This window comes from Paenibacillus sp. MMS20-IR301, assembly GCF_032302195.1.
Taxonomy (GTDB): Bacteria; Bacillota; Bacilli; order Paenibacillales; family Paenibacillaceae; genus Paenibacillus_AQ.
Genome location: NZ_CP135275.1, coordinates 2,269,717 through 2,288,256, shown reverse-complemented (window position 1 = coordinate 2,288,256; position 18,540 = coordinate 2,269,717). Strand labels below are relative to the sequence as shown.

Genomic DNA, 18,540 nt, shown 5'->3' with positions numbered 1-18,540 from the left:
CTCCGTGTTATAGGCTGATTTGTATAAATTTGCAGCTGCTGTGCGCAGCGAATTCATGCCAGGTATCTGCGGTAACGATGACCGACGCTCCTGAGGTTAAATGGCAGGGCAGCTCCGCCACAAGCATATGCAGCTCACCCTCCAGAACATGAATAATCTTGGATCTGGGAGCTGTCTCGGAACTAATTGTCTCTCCTGCAGCCATGGCATAGAGCACCCATTCAGGGGCTTCACCGGAGCTGCCGGCCAGATGGTTCAGGGACAAGGTGCGGCTCGAGATCTGGAAGGGGCGGATATTAATTAAATCCTGCAGATGAAATACAGTTCCTGCGGTAATTCCACTCATGTCGTCCTCCTGTATATGTTGAATGATTTCTGGCATCTGCTATAATGTAAATATTGGTGAGAATCGTTCTCATTCATTAAATTGTAGCAGAGTTTTTACCATGACTCTGTTGCCATGGCAACAGGAGGGTGATAAATTGCAGGAATATATGGACAAAATTCAAAATACAGTCCTTTTCAAGGGCTTCGGGAATAATGAAGTGCAACAGGCTCTGGGCTGCCTTCAGGGGACGATCAGGGATTATGCCAAGAAGGAGACGATCTTTAAGCCGGATGAATATCTGGATTCAGCCGGCATTATTCTGGAAGGCAGTGTCCTGCTGTGCAAGGACAATAGTGCAGGGATGCGGTTCATCTTCTCCGAGCTGACAAGCGGAGAGATCCTCGGTGAGACAGCGCTCCGCCTGCAGCAGGAGCCGAGCGGCTATGAAGCGGTTGCCGGTGCCGGGTGCCGTATTCTGTTCATCAAGATCAAGCAGATCGTGCGTCCCGGCCAGGCCACCTGCCATTTAAGGGGGCGGATTATCGAGAATATGCTGACCCTGCTGCTGGAGAACAACCGGTCGGTCTATCAGAAGCTGGATCTGGTCTCCCACAAATCATTGCGGGAGCGGATTCTGTATTATTTGCATTTGCAGGCCAAGAAAAATAATTCACCCAGCTTCGAAATTCCGTTCAGCCGGAACGACCTGGCCGATTATCTGACCGTTGACCGGAGCGCCTTATCCAGGGAGCTGCAGCGGATGGCACAGGACGGGCTGATTGCGTTCAACCGGAACCAGTTCGAGCTGCTGGGTGAAGGGGATCAGGTGAATGCTCTAAGATTTAAGGATTGACACCACAATTAATTGGATATATTGTAGATACATTAAGTCTTTGAATTATGTTAGGAAAATTACTCCATCCTGCCTGAGCAGCTGTTCAGCCGGAGAACTGGACGGCTGTCTTCTGAGGTTCCAGACCTCCGCGAAATTGCAGGATGGACTTTTTTACGGCTATCAAAGACTTAGAATATCTATAATATACTTGATAGACGGAAAGACAGGTGGAGAATAATGAAGAACAGGCCGGGCTTAATTGTATCCTCGCTGGTTGTAGCGAATTTTCTGGGGCAGCTGATGCAGACAATGCTGAATACAGCCTTGCCAAGAATGATGCAGGATATCCATATTAACGAAAGTAAGGCACAGTGGCTGATTACTGTATATTATCTGATGGCCGGCATAACAGTGCCGGTCGCAGGGTTTTTGATCGGGAGATTCACGACGAGAGGCCTGTTCTTTACATCAGTTGGCGCCTTTGCTGCAGGTACGCTTATTGCCGGAAGCTCAGCGGAATTCAGCTTCATTGTATGCGGGCGGATCATTCAGGGCTTAGGTGCGGGACTGCTGATGCCGCTGTTCCAGACAACGATTCTGCGCGTCTTCCCGAAAGAAAAGATCGGCTCCGCTATGGGGTTAATCGGACTGGTCATGGGGCTTGCACCGGCGCTGGGCCCGGCCATAGCCGGGCTCGTGGTTCAGGAGCATTCCTGGCGGATTCTGTTCTACGCGCTGCTGCCGGTTGTAATTGCTAATCTGTTCCTTGCAGGTTTCACCCTGAAGAATGTGGGAGAGCGCCATCAGGAGAAGCTGGACCGCAGTTCGGTGCTCTATTCATCCATTGGCTTCGCAGGCCTGCTGTATGGTGTTAATCTGGCCGGGGAGCAAGGTGCCTCTATGGTGTTGGCCGCAGCATTCATCCTTACCGGAATCCTGTTCATTGTACTGTTTATCCGGCGTCAGCTGAAGCTGGCTGCGCCTTTGCTGGATTTCAATTTGTTCCGCAACCGCAGCTTCACTCTGGCTTCAATTATCGGTGTGTTGATGTTCGTTGTCGTGGTCGGTGCTGAGCTGCTGCTTCCGCTGTACGTACAGAATGTCCGTGGACTGACACCGAGGGAATCAGGAATAATGCTGTTACCCGGCGCGCTGTTACTTGGTGTGGCCAGTGTAATTTCCGGCAGATTGTATGACCGTTACGGGGTCAGAATGGTGCTGCGCACCGGCTTCAGCATGATTGGCGGGATCACCGTATTGCTCGCCTTCCTGATAACGCTGAATACTCCAACAGCTGTGCTTGCTGTTAGCTATGCATTAATAATGGCAGGAATCGGTTTTACTATGACTCCGGTTACTGCCTATGCAATGGCCAGTGTGCCGCCCCGGAGCATTGCGCATGCATCGCCGCTGACCATATCCATCCGCTCCTTAGCCAGTTCTATGGGGGGCGTACTGTTTATAGCCATTATGACATTTTTTATGAATTCCAGTTCTGCTGTTTATCCGGTGAATGCGCTGCAGGGATTTCAGGCTGCCTTTTGGAGTCTCGGCATATTCGCTATTATCGGTTTAGGACTATCGTTCAATGTTAAGGGATTAGCTGCCAGAAATACGAATTGAATCCGGCTGAATTATATATAGCTGCTTAGTTTATGTTATAATGAATGTCTTATTGTAAATTAAGCAGAATAGAGGTCGCTGGAAGATGAAACTTAAAATTAACCGCAATGCAGCCAAAGTGTTAAAGGAAATGCTGAACAGTCCGGAAGCAGAAGGAAAAAAGATCCGTGTAGTCATCACTCAAAATCACGGCAACCATGGACATTATGATGTAATCCTGGATACTCCTGCTGAGCATGACGAGATTGTAGCTACGGACAAGGATATCGACGTATTGCTGGATTCACGCGAGCCGCTGCTCGACGGGGTCTGGATTCAATATTTCCATGTTCCCCAGCCAGGTTTCTTTATCACCAACCCTTCTACCGGATTCCTGGAGAAATAAGCAGCTATGTAAGCAGCATTAACGTCCGGTTACCGGACTGTGATAATAGAACAACAGGTTTATAGGAAGCGGCACTGTCAATTCAGCCTACTAATGGCTGTTTGTACAGCTGCCGTTTTTTCTTTCTAGCTTCCCTGAAAGTCGTTGCAAAAGTATGCATTATCGTTGATCGCCTATATTAGAATGACAAGAAATATTATATATACTGTACTTGTAAGCGATTACACAACATCTGCTGGGGGGAAGAACAAGTGAACAAGAAGAAAAGATTATCACTCATGTCTGGAATTCTGATGGTTTCTTTGCTTGCAGCATGCGGCGGGGGAAACGGCAATAGCGGAGGAAATGCGGCGGAGACGCAGGCTCCCGCAGCAACGGCAGATGCCGGCGGGGCTAATGCCCAGCCAGCGGGAGATTCCGGCACCGTAGACACATCCCAGCCAGTAACCCTGAAGATGATTTTTGTAGGACCGAAACCTGTTGATTATGACCTGGTATTCGGAGAGATTAACAAGAAACTCAAGGAGAAAATCAATGCTACCCTTGAAGGAGAGTTCCTGGACTGGTCAGACTGGGCGCAGAAATATCCGCTCAAGCTGGCAGCCAATGAGGACTTCGATCTGATCTATGCCGCCAACTGGGCCGGCTATAATGATCAGGCACTTAAGGGAGGTTTTCTGGAGCTGACCGACGAGATGCTGCAGAAGTATGCGCCGCAGACCTGGGAAGCGATGCCCGAGGTAGGCTGGGGGCAGGCCAAAGTAAACGGCAAGCTCTATATGGTTCCGCAAAACCGCGGGGAAACGGTAGAGAAGCTGATCCTGTACCGCGAGGATCTGCGTAAGAAATATAACCTCCCGGAAATCAACAGCCCGGAAGCTTATGCAAACTATCTGAAGACTGTGGCCGAGAAGGAGCAGGGGGTTACACCTTTTGTACCGGAGACGGGGGACTGGAAGCTGCACAATCTGGACCGGGTCCTGCTGAAGCAGCAGAATGAATGGAATATGTTCGACTTTGATTTGCCGATCGGCTTCAAGCTGGATGATCCGGCAGGCAAGGTATTCAATGTATATGAAACTCCGGAATTCAAGGAGCTTGTCTATTATTACAAAGATCTGGCAGATCACAATGCCTGGTCGAAGAGTGCGCTGAACAGCAAGCTGGATCACCAGCAGGAGTTCCGTGCCGGAAAGACCGCATCTATCTCTCACAACCTGGGTACGCTTGGGATCCTGATGACCGATCTGCGGGAGAAGAATTCACCATATGAGCTGGCTTTGGCCGATGTTACACCGGACAAGAAGAAGTCGGTTGCCGTATCTACGCAGAACGGGGTAGCCATCCATGCGACATCCAAGTATCCGGAGCGTTCGCTCATGGTAGTAGATTTGCTGCAGAATGATAAGGAACTCCATGATCTTATTATGAATGGGATTACGGCTGTACATTACAATCCGGTTGGCGACGATAAATTTACCAATGCCGAGAAAAACGCCAATTATACCGGATTCTCCAATTGGGGCTTTAATTCCCCGCTGAACCGTGATAACTCTGCGTTCCCGGATGAAGGGAATGCGCTGACCAAGAAATGGGAAGGCGAGGTGTATCATTACCCGCTGGAAACCTTTGTGTTCGATAACAGCAAGGTAAAGACAGAGGTAGCGAATGTAGGCAATGTGATGCTGCAATATGGTATTCCGCTGGAATACGGGTCAGTGAAGGATGTAGACGCCGGGCTGGCTAAGCTTCAAGCTCAGGTGAAGGCGGCCGGTATCGACACTATTATCGCAGAGGTTCAACGTCAGATTGATGAATTCCTGGCTAATTCCGGCCAGTAATCAGAGTATTAAAAAAATCCCATGCAGCCACATCTGCGGCGCATGGGATTTTTTCGCTGCGTTTTACAGCAAGTACTGAAGAGGCTGTAATCCGCCTGGCCTGCTATTAGCTGGTAAATACTGCGATAGACTTGGGCCTTAGCAGCTTCTCTGCTGGCTGCATATGTTACAGCAGGCGGTTTCCTGTCAGGGACGACGCCAATTAGCAGGGAGGGGTACAGGATGATTACAGCTAAAGCGGCAGCTGCCGTATATCCGAGATTAAGAGTGTTCAGTGAGGAGGATTTCCGGGGGCTGCGCAGAACCTACCGCGGCAACCTTGGCATGCCGGATGTGGACTCTGTGCTTACCGGTATAGAGAGCTTGAAATTCTTCTCTACCAGTCCGGATGCGACGCTTGTTTTATTTGACCGTTCCCGTTTCCGGGATAACTTTGTTATTCTGCGCGGCAACCGCAGCATCAGCGAACTGGATGATATACTGCGGAAAGGGGATGTTGAATCCCTTATAGCAACCAATCAGCGGCTGACCGCGGCACAGGTACGTGCTATTCAGCGTACCGGCAAGCTTCCTGCAGGATATCGTCTGATATAGTAGCTTAAGAATTAGAATAGACTTGCCGGCACAGGAGAGCGCTCCTATTATGCGTAGGAGCTCTACCCTTCTTTCTTCAATAATAAATACAGGAAATAAGGAGCACCGATAAATGCAACCATAATTCCGGCAGCAATGCCGGCCGGCTGGGACAGGTTACGCCCAATGGTATCAGCCAGCAGCAGCAGCCAGCCGCCGATCAGGATGGATACCGGCACAAACTGCTGATGTCTTGGCCCGACCAGGCTTCTTGCAATATGCGGGGCCATCAGGCCGATAAAGGCGATGCCACCGGTCATGGACACGGCTGAAGCGGCCAGGGCAACTGCGGCCAGCATAAGCAGAATCCGGTCTCGGGATACGGCGACTCCCGCACCTACAGCAGTAGGCTCATTCAAGGCGAGCAGGTTCAGCGCCCGGGACTTATATAACGCATAAGGGATCAAGAGAATCAGCCAGGGCAGCAGTGCCAGCACGAAGGGCCAATCGGTTCCCCATACGGTTCCGGCCAGCCATTTGGCGATGAAATCCACCTTGGTCCGGTCGACAGAGGAGATCAGCACAATCATAACGCCGGAGAGAGCCATGGAGAAGCCGACACCGGTAATAACCAGCCTGACCGGCTGCACCCCGTCACTCCGGGTATATGAGAATACATAGATTAGCAGTGCTGTAATCAAGGCTCCCGCAAAGGCCATCAGCGGTATCATATAGACGAAGGAGCCAGTGTCAATCGGTGCAAAGATGAAGAATACGGTAACTCCGACCCCGGCACCGGCATTCAGGCCGATGATTCCCGGATCAGCCAGCTCATTGCGGGTTATCCCCTGCAGGATAGCACCGGATAAGGCCAGGGCCATTCCCGCAAGCAGAGTAATCAGAATCCGCGGGAGGCGGATGGAGAAGAGCACGAAATTGTCTTCAAATTGTCCATGGCCGAGGATGGTCGGAAGCAGCCTGCTGTAGGAGACAGGGGAAGAACCGATGCCGATCCCGATAATAATAGTTGCCAGAATAAGCAGCATAAGGAGCAGGAGGATCAACGGTTGTTTTGTATACTTGCGGGAAGTTTTCATGAGAAGGACCGCACTCCTTTACGGACAATAAACAGGAAGAAAGGCAAGCCCAGCATAGCTACAATAGCGACGACCGGGGTTTCAAACGGAACATTGATCATCCGGCCGAACGTATCGGCGAATAACATAAAGGTTGCACCGGTAACTGCTGCTAACGGCAGAATAGCCCGGTAATCGGTTCCGGCAAACAGCCGTACAAGATGGGGAATCATCAGACCGATGAATGCCACATTGCCCACAAGGGCAACTGAGGCTCCGGCCAGCAGAGTAATTAATACATAAAGGATGAGCTTGATCTGGGTTGTCTTAAGCCCTAGACCCACCGCAGTGCCTTCGTTGAGGCTGAGAATGGTCAGCTGGCGCGATAAACCAAACGCGAATATAAGGCTTATTGCAATTACAGGAGTGATAAACTGGATTTGCCCCCAGGTGGTCCCGACCAGTCCGCCGGATGTCCACATGGATACATTCTTGGAGATCTTGAACTGCAGGCTGATTCCTTCAGCCACAGCGGTCAGCAGGGCGGACACGGCCGAACCGGCCAGTACCATCCGCAAGGGGGACAGGTTCTGCCTGCGCAGAGCGGCAATGCCGAACACCAGCATAACCCCGCAGGCCGCGCCGATGAAGCAGGCGAGCATGATGCCGAAATAGCCGATCGCAGGTATAAAAGCAAAGCTGACCGCCAGCGCCGCATTGGCCCCCGCAGTAAGGCCGAGCAGTCCGGGGTCTGCGAGCGGATTACGGGTCAGTCCCTGCATAATCGCCCCGGCCACAGCCAGGGCGGCTCCTACGAGAACAGCGCCAACCTCGCGGGGCAACCGGAGCTCGCGGATGATGGAAATATCCCCGCCGGCCTGCTCCGGCTGGAATACCGCGCTCCAAATATCGGAGAGGGAGACATTTTTCGCGCCGAGTCTGATCGCCACTGCAAACATGGCCACAAATATAATCATACTGATAAGCAGCTTAAGCGTATAAGAATAATTTAGGGGCTTGCGCCGGGCTTGTGTTTTCATTTCGATCATCCGTTTCTATTAGCAGTTTGCACGAGACTGTATACATTGTAATATCGAAAAATAAACCCCACAAAGTGGGGCTCTGGCTTCATATGCTGAATGATTAATTTCCCAGCAGGGATTTGCTGATGAAATCAAGCTGATAATCAAGTGAGAGGGCATCATTGAAATAGAAGGTGGTAGCATCTATTTCATAGACATGGCCATTCTTGACAGCAGGGATTTCCTTATAGGTTGAAGTCTCCTGGAAGGAGGCGTCCCCGGCGGGATCTTTACTGTAGATTACATAGTCCCCCATATAATCCGGCAGAACTTCGAGCGACAAGTCGTAATATCCGTCTTTAGCTGTCATTTCTTTTACCTTATCCTGCATTTTCAGGCCCATAGCCTGATAGATGATTTCTGTACCGCGTCCCCAGCCGCTGCCGAAAGTATAGAGCGCTTTGGCGTCACCTTCGATGACAGTAATCGTACTCTCGGCACCGATTTTGGCTTTGATTTCTTCGCCTGCCGCTTTGGCGCGTTCAGTGAAGCTGGCAATCCAGTCTGCCGCCTTCTGCTCCTGGTTCACGGCTTTGCCGATTTCCAGAATCTGATTCAGATAATCGACTTTGTTGTATGTATAGGTGACTACCGGGGCAATTTGCTTCAATTTATCTAAGTTCTTAGTATCAGATGAAGCGATGATCAGGTCAGGTTTGAGATTTAGAATGCTTTCCAAATTCTCGTCGGAGACTTCAGGAATATCCTTTAATTGCTCCTGGAATTTAGGATTTGCCTTGACATAGGTATCCACACCGACAAGGGGAACATCCAGCGCCAGCAGGTTACCGGCGTATCCGGCCAGGGCAATAACACGCTGAGGCTGGGCAGGGACTTCGAGCGGACCGTTCTCAGACTGGTAGGTAATAGTACCCGAGTTGCTGCCCTCCGCATCAGCAGCTGCACTTGCAGTTGCTTCCGGAGCGGGACTTGCTGTGCCGGCGTTGTTGCCTGCAGAGTTACTTCCATTGTTGCCGCAGGCACTTAGAAGCAGGAGGGTCAGAACTAGTAGAGGCAGCAAAGCTTTTTTCATTTCAGATAATCTCCCTTTCAAATATGAAATTGATAATCATTATCAGTAAACTAGCTGTTAAAACTTTAAAGGTTTACAGGCCGTTTGTCAATCCTAATCTTGATTCCGTAACCAAACTGCACTTCATTCGTATTAGGTTAACAAGCATGATCCGCAAAGTATCCGCAAGGAATGAATCACATCATGATTACCCAATATGAAGCTGAGGTTGTGCATAATATGAATATATCAATGGGAGATCATCCCGGGGCCATGTATCAGCAGGCCGAGCAGAAGGCGCTCGGGTATTACACGGCACTTTGCAGGCAGGTTATGGACCGATCGTATGTGTCCGCGCTGACCGGGGATTTTCATAAGTGGAAAAAAAAGCATCTCCGCCGCTTTGCAGATCTGTCCTTCCTGACGCAGCGGACAAAAAGGCCGGAACCCCGCGATTATTACCGCTATATCCAGTGGCTCCGTTACACAGGCAGACTAGAGGACTATCTGGACCGGAGTGTCTCGTATATTTATTTGCGGGATCTCGGCCGGGCACTGGACTCCCCGGACACTGAGCGGCGGATCAGGAGAACCATTGAAGATCTGGACAAATACCTGATGAAAAGTGTCAGCCCGGGCAAAGGCGGGGAGCCGGATTTCATGAATCCGGCCGGCGTGTACCGCTGGGCACAGAAGGAAGGGATAGAGCCGGCGGTGATCTGGCTGTTCGCCAAACTAAGGGCCGTTGCTGCACATATTCCGGAAGGAATGAATGCCGAGCATGCCCAGCGCAAGCTGATTAAAATTATCGTTGGCGTAGTTCTCCATGTAACGGAAGAGATGGATGAGGGGATTACGGCTGCGGAGCGTTCACGCAGGCTGGATCAGGCGCTCCGGCTCGGTTATTCCTACGGGCTGACTTATCCTTTTGTTGATGATTTACTGGATTCGCAGATTCTGACGGCTGTGGAGAAAACGCAGTATTCAGAGCTGATCCGCACAGCACTCCTTACCGGTAATGTGCCTCAGCTGGGCGGCTGGCAGGGCGGAAATATGCGGCTGATCCAATATATCCACACGGAGCTGTCAGAGGCATTTGAATATATTAAGGCTGCCCAGAACCCCGAGGCACAGAGCAGTTTCTTTGGGCAGTCGTATGTGTTTTTTCAGGCCCAGGATACCGACCGCGTCAAGAGGCTGGATAAGGCTGACTACACTAACGAAGAGCTGTACATTCCGGTCATTCTGAAATCGTCCTCCTCACGGCTGGTTGCCCGCTCTGTACTAGGCGCTCCGGAGGATGAAGGCTTTGCGGACCGGACATTCTTTTTCGGTATCTACAATCAGCTTGCCGATGATTTCGCGGACATGGACCAGGATATGAAAGACGGAGCGGTCACCCCTTATACGTATTATTTACAATATCACCGGGAGCGTCCGGAGCTGATCAATCCTTTCGAGCTCTACTGGGCGGTCATTGCCAATCTGATACATGGCGTATACAATTCCAGCAGCAAGGTGCGGGAGGTTATGCTGGACCGGGCGATCAACGGCCTTAAGCGGTTCAAGGAACGGGCTGGGGCAGATAAATATAATGAAACGATGCGGATATTTACCGCAGGTATACCAGAGCTTAACCGGCTGGTTCAGACTCTGGTACGCAAAGCGGATGAAGTGGATTTCTTCGATAAGCTGCTGCGGGACCGGATGGTTGAGCATTTGCGCAGGGATGCGCAGCAGCAGGAGGAATTCTCCGCCACCTTCCAGCATGCCCGCAGCCTGATTAACAATGAGCTGTTATTCACCAGGAGGCAGGGACAGCCTGCCAAAGTTGGGCAGCTGACGGATACGGCGAACTACAGCCTTGAGGGAGATGCGAAACGGATGCGGCCGATTCTGGCCTGGGTCATGGGAGTCAAGGTATATAACCTTGAAAGTGCAGCGCTTCTGCCGCTTCTCCGCTCGCTGGAATACATGCATACCGCTTCGCTGATCTTTGATGATCTGCCTTCCCAGGATAATGCGGCTACCCGCAGAGGGCGGATGACCCTGCATGAGGCACAGAGCAGCGCGGTTGCCGAGTTAACCGGCTTGTATCTCATTCAGAAGGCGATCGGCGAGCAGGCTTCACTTCACCGCTTCCTCCCGGAGACGGTTCTGGCCCTGATCCGCTACTCGGCACTGAAGGCAGAAGAGATGTGCACCGGCCAGGTGATGGACTTGGATGCTGTAGGCAAAGAGCTCAGCCTTGAGCAGCTGAATCAGATATGCTTTTTCAAGACAGGGGTAGCCTTTGAAGCTTGTCTGGTTATGCCTGCTATGCTTGCCGGAGCCGGTGAAACGGAACTGTCAGCGCTGAAGACATTTGCTTATCATATGGGAATTGCCTTTCAGATAAAGGATGATCTGCTCGATGTTGAAGGAGATATGCAGCTTCTCGGCAAACCTGTAGGTAATGATGCTGCGAACAACAAATCGAATTTCGCTTCAGTCCTGGGAACGGATGGGGCCAGCCGGGCCATGTGGGAGCATTATTGCCAGGCGACTGATGCACTAAGCGGTATTCCCAGTACGGTTCCATTCCTGAAGCATCTGATGAATTATGTGGTGAACAGGGAGCGCTGATGCCGGTTCAGTGCGCTGCCGGCAGCATGCGTACAATCTCATCTGCGATGAGCTGCGGTTCGGTGTACATAATCATGTGGCCTGATTTCCGGGCTTCAATCAGGCGGCCGCGGGCGAAGGAGGCCGCCGACTTGCAGTGGGCTTCGTGCAGCGCCGGCCGGAATTTCTGCTCCATCCGGGTGATCAGCGTACCTGAGATTACGGCTATGTCGATGCCGTCCAGCTGGTTTGGATCATTGCGAAGGCCTCTTAGATCCTCAAGGAAGGCTGCACCTTCAGCGACCATTGTCTTCGCAGCCCGGCGCGTGAAATCCTCCCGGCGCTGCTCCCTGTATACATCGGCCGGCAGCACCCTGCCGGGTCTTGCGCCTATCAGCCGGTAAAGGCCGCTTCCGGCCAGCAGCGGCAGCAGCGTGTTCATCTTCGCGAAATGCTTCACGGAGTCCTCGGTGAAATACTCCCCGCAATGCTCATCTGTCGGGTCAATCAGCACGAGTCCCCGGAGGATAGAGGGGCGGCGCGCAGCAGCGGTGCGGATGACAGGTCCGCCCCAGCTGTGGCCAACGAGGATGAAGGGACCATCGCCCAGGCGGCTGAGCAGGCACTCCAGATCATCGGCCATCCGGGCTAATGTTCTTGATGCGGGGTCGGGCGTGCTGCGGCCGCTGCCTGCCCGGTCATAGACAACAGCGCGTGTATGCGCGGCGACAAGCGGCTGCACCAGCCCCCAGGCAGAACGGGACATGCCCATGCCGGATTCGAATACGACAGTTACCGGACCTGAGCCGTTCTCCATGTAATGCAGCTTGCGTCCGTCTGCGGTTGTAGCATAATGGCTGTTCCCAAGCGTGTGGGCACTAGTGTCCGGCATGATCTTTTCCACCTATCAATTGAGAATGTTTATCATTAGTATTGTAAGTGAAGAGCAGCGATTGGACAATCCCCGAACTGCAGGCAGCCAGGAAATAAGCTCCAATAGGGGCCGTCAGCAAACTTAAATGTTTACATTTTGTGTAATGTATATATACTTATAATTTAAAGAAAACATATTTCCGGTCTAACCGGCAAAGGGAGGATACATAAGTTGAGTTCATTAATCAGAGTAGGGATTGTCGGCTATGGGAATCTGGGCAAAGGGGTGCAGCAGGCGATCCGGCAAAATCCGGATATGGAGCTGACAGCCATCTTTACCCGCAGAGATCCGCAGCAGCTAGCAGAGATCACGGGGGCTGCCACTGAGCATATCTCCGCCGCCGAGCAATATACAGATAAGATTGATGTCATGATTCTGTGCGGCGGATCGGCCACAGACCTACCGGAGCAGACACCGCAGCTCGCCAGACTGTTTAATACCGTTGACAGCTTCGATACCCATGCCAAAATTCCTGAATTCTTCTCAGAGGTCGATCAGGCGGCGCTTGCAGGGGGCACGGTAAGCGTGATTTCCACAGGCTGGGACCCGGGTATGTTCTCGATGAACCGGCTGCTGATGCAGTCCATTCTGCCGGAAGGCGAAGACTATACCTTCTGGGGCACCGGGGTCAGCCAGGGCCATTCCGATGCCATCCGCCGCGTTCCGGGCGTGAAGGCCGGTGTTCAGTACACGGTACCTGTCCAGGACGTTATTGACCGCATCCGTAGCGGAGAAACACCGCAGCTGTCCACCCGTGAGAAGCATCACCGGGAATGCTACGTGGTAGCAGAAGAAGGGGCGGATCATGCAGAGATTACCCGGCTCATCGTAGAAATGCCGAATTATTTCGCCGATTATGACACTACAGTAAATTTCATCACCTCCGAAGAGCTGGCAGCTAACCATTCCGGCATGCCGCACGGCGGCTTTGTCATCCGCAGCGGTGTTACCGGAGAGGGCAGCAAGCAGATTGCCGAATTCGGGCTGAAGCTGGACAGCAATCCTGAATTCACGGCCAGCGTGCTGGTTGCCTATGCCCGTGCAGCTGTCAGACTGAAGGCAGAAGGCAGCACAGGGGCCAAGACGGTATTTGATATCCCGCTTGGTCATCTGTCGCCGAAATCGGCGGAGACGCTGCGCCGCGAGCTGCTGTAGGACCTTAACTGCGCTACTAAAGACAAGCTATGAAACCAAGAAGACCCGCGGGGAAGCGGTGCCTGTGATGAACAGGTGCTGCTCTCCCCGCGGGTCTCTTTGTTGATAAGTTAATCATTAGGGTCCCCGCAAAGTACCTGAATCAGCACCGGGCCAAAGCTCCGCTTTGCGGGGGGATTAGAAGAATCAGTTAGACAATGCCTTGAGCGATCATGGTGTCGGCTACCTTCAGGAAGCCGGCAATGTTGGCTCCGGCGACAAGATTGCCCGGAACCCCGTATTCTTCAGCTGCCTGTACAGTTCTGCTGAAGATATTGCTCATAATCTCGTGCAGCTTGGCATCTACCTCTTCAAAGCTCCAGGAGAGCCGCATGCTGTTCTGGCTCATCTCAAGTCCGGATACAGCCACACCGCCTGCATTGGCCGCCTTGCCGGGAGCGAATAGTACATTATTGGCCAGGAACAGCTCCATAGCTTCAATTGTTGAAGGCATATTGGCACCTTCACCAATCGCCTGGACTCCGCCAAGTATCAGCTGCTGAGCGGAAGCTTTGTCCAGCTCATTCTGGGTTGCACAAGGCAAGGCAATATCGCAAGGGATACTCCAGATTCCGCGGCAGCCCTCCGTATATACCGCATGCGGATGCTCTTTCACATATTCGCTGATCCGCAGGCGATTCGTTTCTTTTAATTTTTTGACCGTATCCAGATTAATGCCCTCCGGATCATAGATATAACCGTTCGAATCACTGCACGCAACTACCAGTGCGCCGAGCTGCTGAGCTTTCTCGATGGCGTAGATGGAGACGTTCCCCGAACCGGAGACGACTACCCGGCTGCCCTGGAAGCCCGTACCGCGCAGGGAGGACAGCATTTCCTGTACAAAGTATACACAGCCGTATCCGGTGGCTTCCTTACGCGCCAGGCTGCCGCCGTACAGAAGTCCTTTACCGGTCAGGACGCCTGCTGCATGCCCGCCGTGAATCCGCTTATATTGTCCGAACATATAACCGATTTCGCGTGCACCGACTCCGATATCTCCGGCAGGAACATCCGTATCTGCTCCGATGTGGCGGTACAGCTCGGTCATGAAGCTCTGGGTGAACCGCATAACCTCCTGATCGGATTTGTCCTTGGGATCAAAGTCGCTGCCGCCCTTGCCGCCGCCCATGGGCAGGCCGGTCAGAGAATTCTTGAAAATCTGCTCGAAGCCCAGGAACTTGATGATGCCAAGGTATACGGACGGGTGGAAACGGAGCCCGCCTTTGTAAGGTCCGATGGCACTGTTAAACTGTACACGGAAGCCGCGGTTGACCCGGGTAATACCGGAATCATCAACCCATGGAACGCGGAAGGTGATGGTGCGCTCCGGCTCGACGAGGCGTTCAAGGATACCCTGCTTCATGTATTGCGGATGCCGGGCCAGCACGGGCACGAGACAATCCAGAAATTCTTTTACGGCTTGGTGGAATTCAAGCTCTTGCGGGTCACGCTGCTGAACCTCCGCATAGATTCGCTGTACATACTGTACAGCCTGAGTAGTGGTTTCTGCAGTAACTGAAGTAACTGTGGACACTTAGCTAACACTCCCTGTCTTATTTTTTTATTTAGGCTACCCTGAGGTATTTTGAATTTAAAAGAATTTTATAAAACCTTACATCATTTTGCCAATCAATTATTTTTGGTCAGGCCATTAAGAATTTCTATGAACCTTACATAACGTGAAATATTTCCGGAAAAACTGTTGTGAATGATAATGATTATCAACTATACTGCTATAGAAAGGCGGGAACTATTTTGAATGAAGATCATCTAGTGTTATGGGATTATGCCAACATTCAATTGATGGATATCCGCCATAAATGGCTGCATGCAGGAGACAAACCTGTCTCCTACCGGTTTCCGGCATCAGGTTACCTCTGCATTGTCCGCGGCGGAGCCGGTATACGCCTTGATAGCAGGGAATATACGGCCGAACGCTTTCATATTATTCACAGCGGTAAAGGGGCCAGGCTTGATATTCGTCCGGTGCATGAGGAGCTGGAGTATTATCTTGTATTGTATAAAGCCTCGTTGTCCGGCACGGCCGCAGCGGGTATCCGCAGGCGTTATGAGAGCGGCAGTCCGTTTCAGCGGCAATATGCGTTTGCCCCGGATGATCCGGCCCAGCTGCTGCTGCAGCTGCAGGAGCTGCGGCGCTTATGGCTGGACCCGGAAGCGCTGCAACGGATTCAGGGTAAATCCCGGTTGTATCAGTTCATCTATGAAGTAGAGAAGCAGCTTCAGCGGGCTGCGGGCTCTCAGGATAAGGAGGATCTAGTAACTCAGGCCATCCGGTACATCAATGAGTTCTACCACGAGCCCGTCAGCCTGTCATCTGTCGCCGGGCGGCTTAATTATAGCGTATCTTATTTGGCGAAGCAGTTTAAAAGCAGGACCGGCAGCAGTCTGATTGATTATCTGATCCGGGTCCGGGTCGATAAGGCTTGCCGGCTGCTCCGGCAAACGGACTTATCACTGCAGGAGGTAGCTGCTAGTGTGGGGTATCCGGACTTGTCTTATTTCATCCGCATCTTTAAGAAGACGGCCGGTGAAACGCCGGGGCAGTTCAGGGCCGGAGCGGCCAGCCTGGCAGCAGGAGCAGATTGTCCTACGGATAAGCTGAGATTGTCTGATGCAGAAGGTAAGCGTGAAGGTTATATTGGTGGTGTGCTTGAGAATCATTATCAATATAAACGGGGGGACGACTTACCTATGTACAGAAATACCAGATTAACGCTCGGTGCAGTGATGCTGCTGTGCCTGTCAATCATGCTCAGCGCCTGCACCCCTGCTGCGGGAAATGTGAATCTGGTTCCAGACCGGGCCGTTGAGGCAACAGCAGCAGCGCAAACTGCCGGCCAAGAATCCTCAGTAAGGTCATTTACAGACAGCCAGGGACATGAAGTCAGTATACCTGTTCAGCCGCGGCGGGTAATTCTTCAAGGGAACTCGATCGGAGATCTGCTTGCGCTTGGTATAGAGCCTGTCGGCGTAGACCGCAGATTCATTGAAGGTTCGGCTTATTCAGAGTATGAACAAACCCCGGCTGAGGATATCGGCTTCCCGACTAATCTGGAGAAGCTGCTCGCTCTTGAACCAGACCTCACGCTGCTTGGGTATGTGCTGGATAAGGAGTATGATGAGATTGCCAAAATTTCACCGGCGGTTGTGTTTGATCAGAGTAAGCCGCTCAGTGAACGTCTTCCTGTAATCGGGGAGATTGTCGGCAAACAGGCTGAGGCTGAACAACTGCTGGCAGATTATCAGGCGAAGGCTGAAGTTATGTGGGATGAACTGCATAAGCAGGGAAATCTCACGGAAGGCGAAACAGCTGTAATCCTGATTTATTACTGGGACAAGACGATGTATCTGATGAAGTCGGGCGGTGTCTCTAACCTGGTTTATCAGCCGAAGGGCTATAAGATGTCCGAGCAGGTTAAGGAGATTGAAGCAGCGCCGGGTACACCGTTCATCGAAGTGTCACCCGAGCTGATGCATCAGATGCTGATTGGTGACCGCCTGTTCGTAATCTTCCCTGAGAATCCTGATGCTGAAGAGTCGTTCAACGAACTGTTGAATACAGCTTTGTGGCAAAAGCTGCCTTCTGTACAAAACGGGAAGGTCACATTCATTGAGTCAAAATGGAATTATGACGATATGCTGACAAGCAATCTGCTGCTGGATCAATTCCCCAAGCTGCTGGGCAAATGATAATAAGGGCTATCCTGACACGCCATGCAATGGCTGCCTTGGATAGCCCTGTTTTTTTTGAAGATAAACGGCCAGTTGATTAAACACCGGCTCCGGCCTGATGCGTAGTCTGGTCCATCCGGCCCGTCCGCTTGCGGTACACATACAGCAGGAGGCAGGAGCCGGCAAAGGCTGCTGTAACCAGCCATACAGGAATCCGCGGGTCCAGCTTGTATGCCCAGCCCCCGATGATGCCGGCAGGTGCCGTGAACAGCAGGATCAGCACGGACAGCGTCGAGAAGACTTTGGCCCGTTTCTCATCATCAATGGCATTCTGGACCGCCGCTTCCAGATAAGGGGAGCTGATCATGAGACCCACTGCGGCCAATATAGTACTGAGGCCGATCCACAGCAGGCTGGACGAGGGGTACAGCACGAGCATTATATTCGATAGAGCGGAGAGCCCGAATCCGGCCATCATGGAACGGTTTGCGCTCTGGTCGGGAATTTTGGGCATAAGCAGCCACAGGGTCAGCAGCATGATGACCGAAGAAACGGCCGGGAACAAGGAGAGAATCCCGCTGTTCAGCTTCAGATAGTCCGCCAGATAGAGAGGAAGATAGGTGGTCTTCAGCGTCGCCTGGAAGTTAAACAGGATGTACACGGCGAAGATCAGCAGCAGATTGCGCTCCGCCCACAGCTCACGGAAAGCGCCGCCATATTCGGCCAGGCTCTGCCGGAGCCCCAGCTCGCGCGTCTCCTGCCGTTTCTTAATGCCTGCTTCCGTCTCACGGGTTGTCAGATGCCGGCCGGTGAACTGGAAGGTCATGAACAGAAAGGCCAGCACGTACATGATCCGCATCCCTTGGACCATGCCATACTGATTGACCAGCAGGCCTCCGAGCGGAGCGAACAAACCGCCGATTACACTGATGATCTGCAGCAGGGTGAACACATAGGTCCGGTCGGCGGGCCGGGTATCTTCAACAATCAGACAGTAGAAAGCGATATGCGGAACACGCTGGAATCCGTTAATCACCGCAGCGGCCACAAAAAACCACAGGTTCTGGGAAAATGCCCATAGCAGTGTCGCCAGGCTCCAGCTCAGCAGGTCAAAATACAGGATCGCCCGTTTGCGTCCCATCCGGTCTGTTAAATATCCGCTGACCAGTGAGGAGAGTACCTGTACTATCAGCCCGATGGTCGTAATCCAGCCGATATTCACTTCGGTCAGCCCAAGCTCGTACATATACAGCGTAGCATAGGTCGAGAACATGCTGAAGGGGATGAGAAAGAAGGGCTCAAAGGCCAGGCAGCCGCGGCTGTTGCCCTGCAGTCTCGGGAAGAAAGAACGTGCCAT

Annotated in this window: 15 protein-coding genes; 8 read left to right on the top strand and 7 right to left on the bottom strand. The window is 52.2% G+C overall.

Features of this window, described 5'->3' with window-relative positions; translation table 11 throughout:
• Positions 1-7: 7 nt before the first annotated feature.
• Entirely contained in the window at positions 8-346 is a 339-nt protein-coding gene (locus LOS79_RS10115) for a cupin domain-containing protein (protein ID WP_315418934.1), read from the bottom strand.
• A gap of 136 nt (positions 347-482) precedes the next feature.
• On the opposite strand from LOS79_RS10115, the gene LOS79_RS10110 reads away from it, so the two are divergent.
• The 5 genes from LOS79_RS10110 to LOS79_RS10090 all read left to right on the top strand — a co-directional run bounded on the left by LOS79_RS10110 (position 483) and on the right by LOS79_RS10090 (position 5,606).
• On the top strand, positions 483-1,181 hold the full coding sequence (locus tag LOS79_RS10110) for a Crp/Fnr family transcriptional regulator (RefSeq protein WP_315418931.1): 699 nt from the start codon (positions 483-485) through the stop codon (positions 1,179-1,181).
• Positions 1,182-1,400: 219 nt separating this feature from the next.
• Complete coding sequence (locus LOS79_RS10105; protein ID WP_315418929.1) at positions 1,401-2,786, top strand: MDR family MFS transporter; 1,386 nt, start codon at positions 1,401-1,403, stop codon at positions 2,784-2,786.
• A gap of 85 nt (positions 2,787-2,871) precedes the next feature.
• Positions 2,872-3,171 carry an iron-sulfur cluster assembly accessory protein gene (locus LOS79_RS10100; protein ID WP_315418926.1) on the top strand — a complete coding sequence of 100 codons (300 nt, stop codon included), beginning with the start codon at positions 2,872-2,874 and terminating at the stop codon, positions 3,169-3,171.
• Between the two features lie 251 nt (positions 3,172-3,422).
• A complete protein-coding gene (locus LOS79_RS10095; RefSeq protein WP_315418923.1) occupies positions 3,423-5,012 on the top strand; it encodes an ABC transporter substrate-binding protein in 1,590 nt (529 codons plus the stop codon).
• Between the two features lie 222 nt (positions 5,013-5,234).
• Positions 5,235-5,606, top strand: coding sequence for a hypothetical protein (locus LOS79_RS10090; RefSeq protein WP_315418920.1), 372 nt, complete (start codon positions 5,235-5,237; stop codon positions 5,604-5,606).
• Positions 5,607-5,668: 62 nt separating this feature from the next.
• Here LOS79_RS10090 and LOS79_RS10085 read toward each other — a convergent pair whose 3' ends face one another.
• The 3 genes from LOS79_RS10085 to LOS79_RS10075 form a co-directional block, all read right to left on the bottom strand.
• A complete protein-coding gene (locus LOS79_RS10085; protein WP_315418918.1) occupies positions 5,669-6,682 on the bottom strand; it encodes a FecCD family ABC transporter permease in 1,014 nt (337 codons plus the stop codon).
• Positions 6,679-7,701, bottom strand: a complete 1,023-nt coding sequence (locus tag LOS79_RS10080; protein ID WP_315418915.1) for a FecCD family ABC transporter permease — start codon at positions 7,699-7,701, stop codon at positions 6,679-6,681. The genes LOS79_RS10085 and LOS79_RS10080 overlap by 4 nt, the downstream gene beginning before the upstream one ends.
• 103 nt (positions 7,702-7,804) lie before the next feature.
• Positions 7,805-8,776, bottom strand: coding sequence for an iron-hydroxamate ABC transporter substrate-binding protein (locus tag LOS79_RS10075; protein WP_315418912.1), 972 nt, complete (start codon positions 8,774-8,776; stop codon positions 7,805-7,807).
• A gap of 219 nt (positions 8,777-8,995) precedes the next feature.
• Here LOS79_RS10075 and LOS79_RS10070 point away from each other — a divergent pair, with 219 nt between their 5' ends.
• Positions 8,996-11,380: a polyprenyl synthetase family protein gene (locus LOS79_RS10070; protein ID WP_315418910.1), complete on the top strand. Its 2,385-nt coding sequence runs from the start codon at positions 8,996-8,998 to the stop codon at positions 11,378-11,380.
• Between the two features lie 7 nt (positions 11,381-11,387).
• On the opposite strand, the gene LOS79_RS10065 is transcribed toward LOS79_RS10070, so the two are convergent.
• A complete protein-coding gene (locus LOS79_RS10065; RefSeq protein ID WP_315418907.1) occupies positions 11,388-12,251 on the bottom strand; it encodes an alpha/beta fold hydrolase in 864 nt (287 codons plus the stop codon).
• Positions 12,252-12,464: 213 nt separating this feature from the next.
• Between LOS79_RS10065 and LOS79_RS10060 the strand changes: the two genes are divergently transcribed.
• A complete protein-coding gene (locus LOS79_RS10060) occupies positions 12,465-13,448 on the top strand; it encodes a diaminopimelate dehydrogenase (RefSeq protein WP_315418904.1) in 984 nt (327 codons plus the stop codon).
• Between the two features lie 190 nt (positions 13,449-13,638).
• Here the strand turns inward: LOS79_RS10060 and gdhA are convergent, their stop codons facing one another.
• Positions 13,639-15,024, bottom strand: a complete 1,386-nt coding sequence (gene gdhA / locus LOS79_RS10055; RefSeq protein ID WP_315418901.1) for an NADP-specific glutamate dehydrogenase — start codon at positions 15,022-15,024, stop codon at positions 13,639-13,641.
• Between the two features lie 221 nt (positions 15,025-15,245).
• Between gdhA and LOS79_RS10050 the strand changes: the two genes are divergently transcribed.
• Entirely contained in the window at positions 15,246-17,201 is a 1,956-nt protein-coding gene (locus tag LOS79_RS10050; RefSeq protein ID WP_315418898.1) for a helix-turn-helix domain-containing protein, read from the top strand.
• A gap of 79 nt (positions 17,202-17,280) precedes the next feature.
• On the opposite strand, the gene LOS79_RS10045 is transcribed toward LOS79_RS10050, so the two are convergent.
• Positions 17,281-18,540, bottom strand: a complete 1,260-nt coding sequence (locus LOS79_RS10045) for an MFS transporter (protein ID WP_315418895.1) — start codon at positions 18,538-18,540, stop codon at positions 17,281-17,283.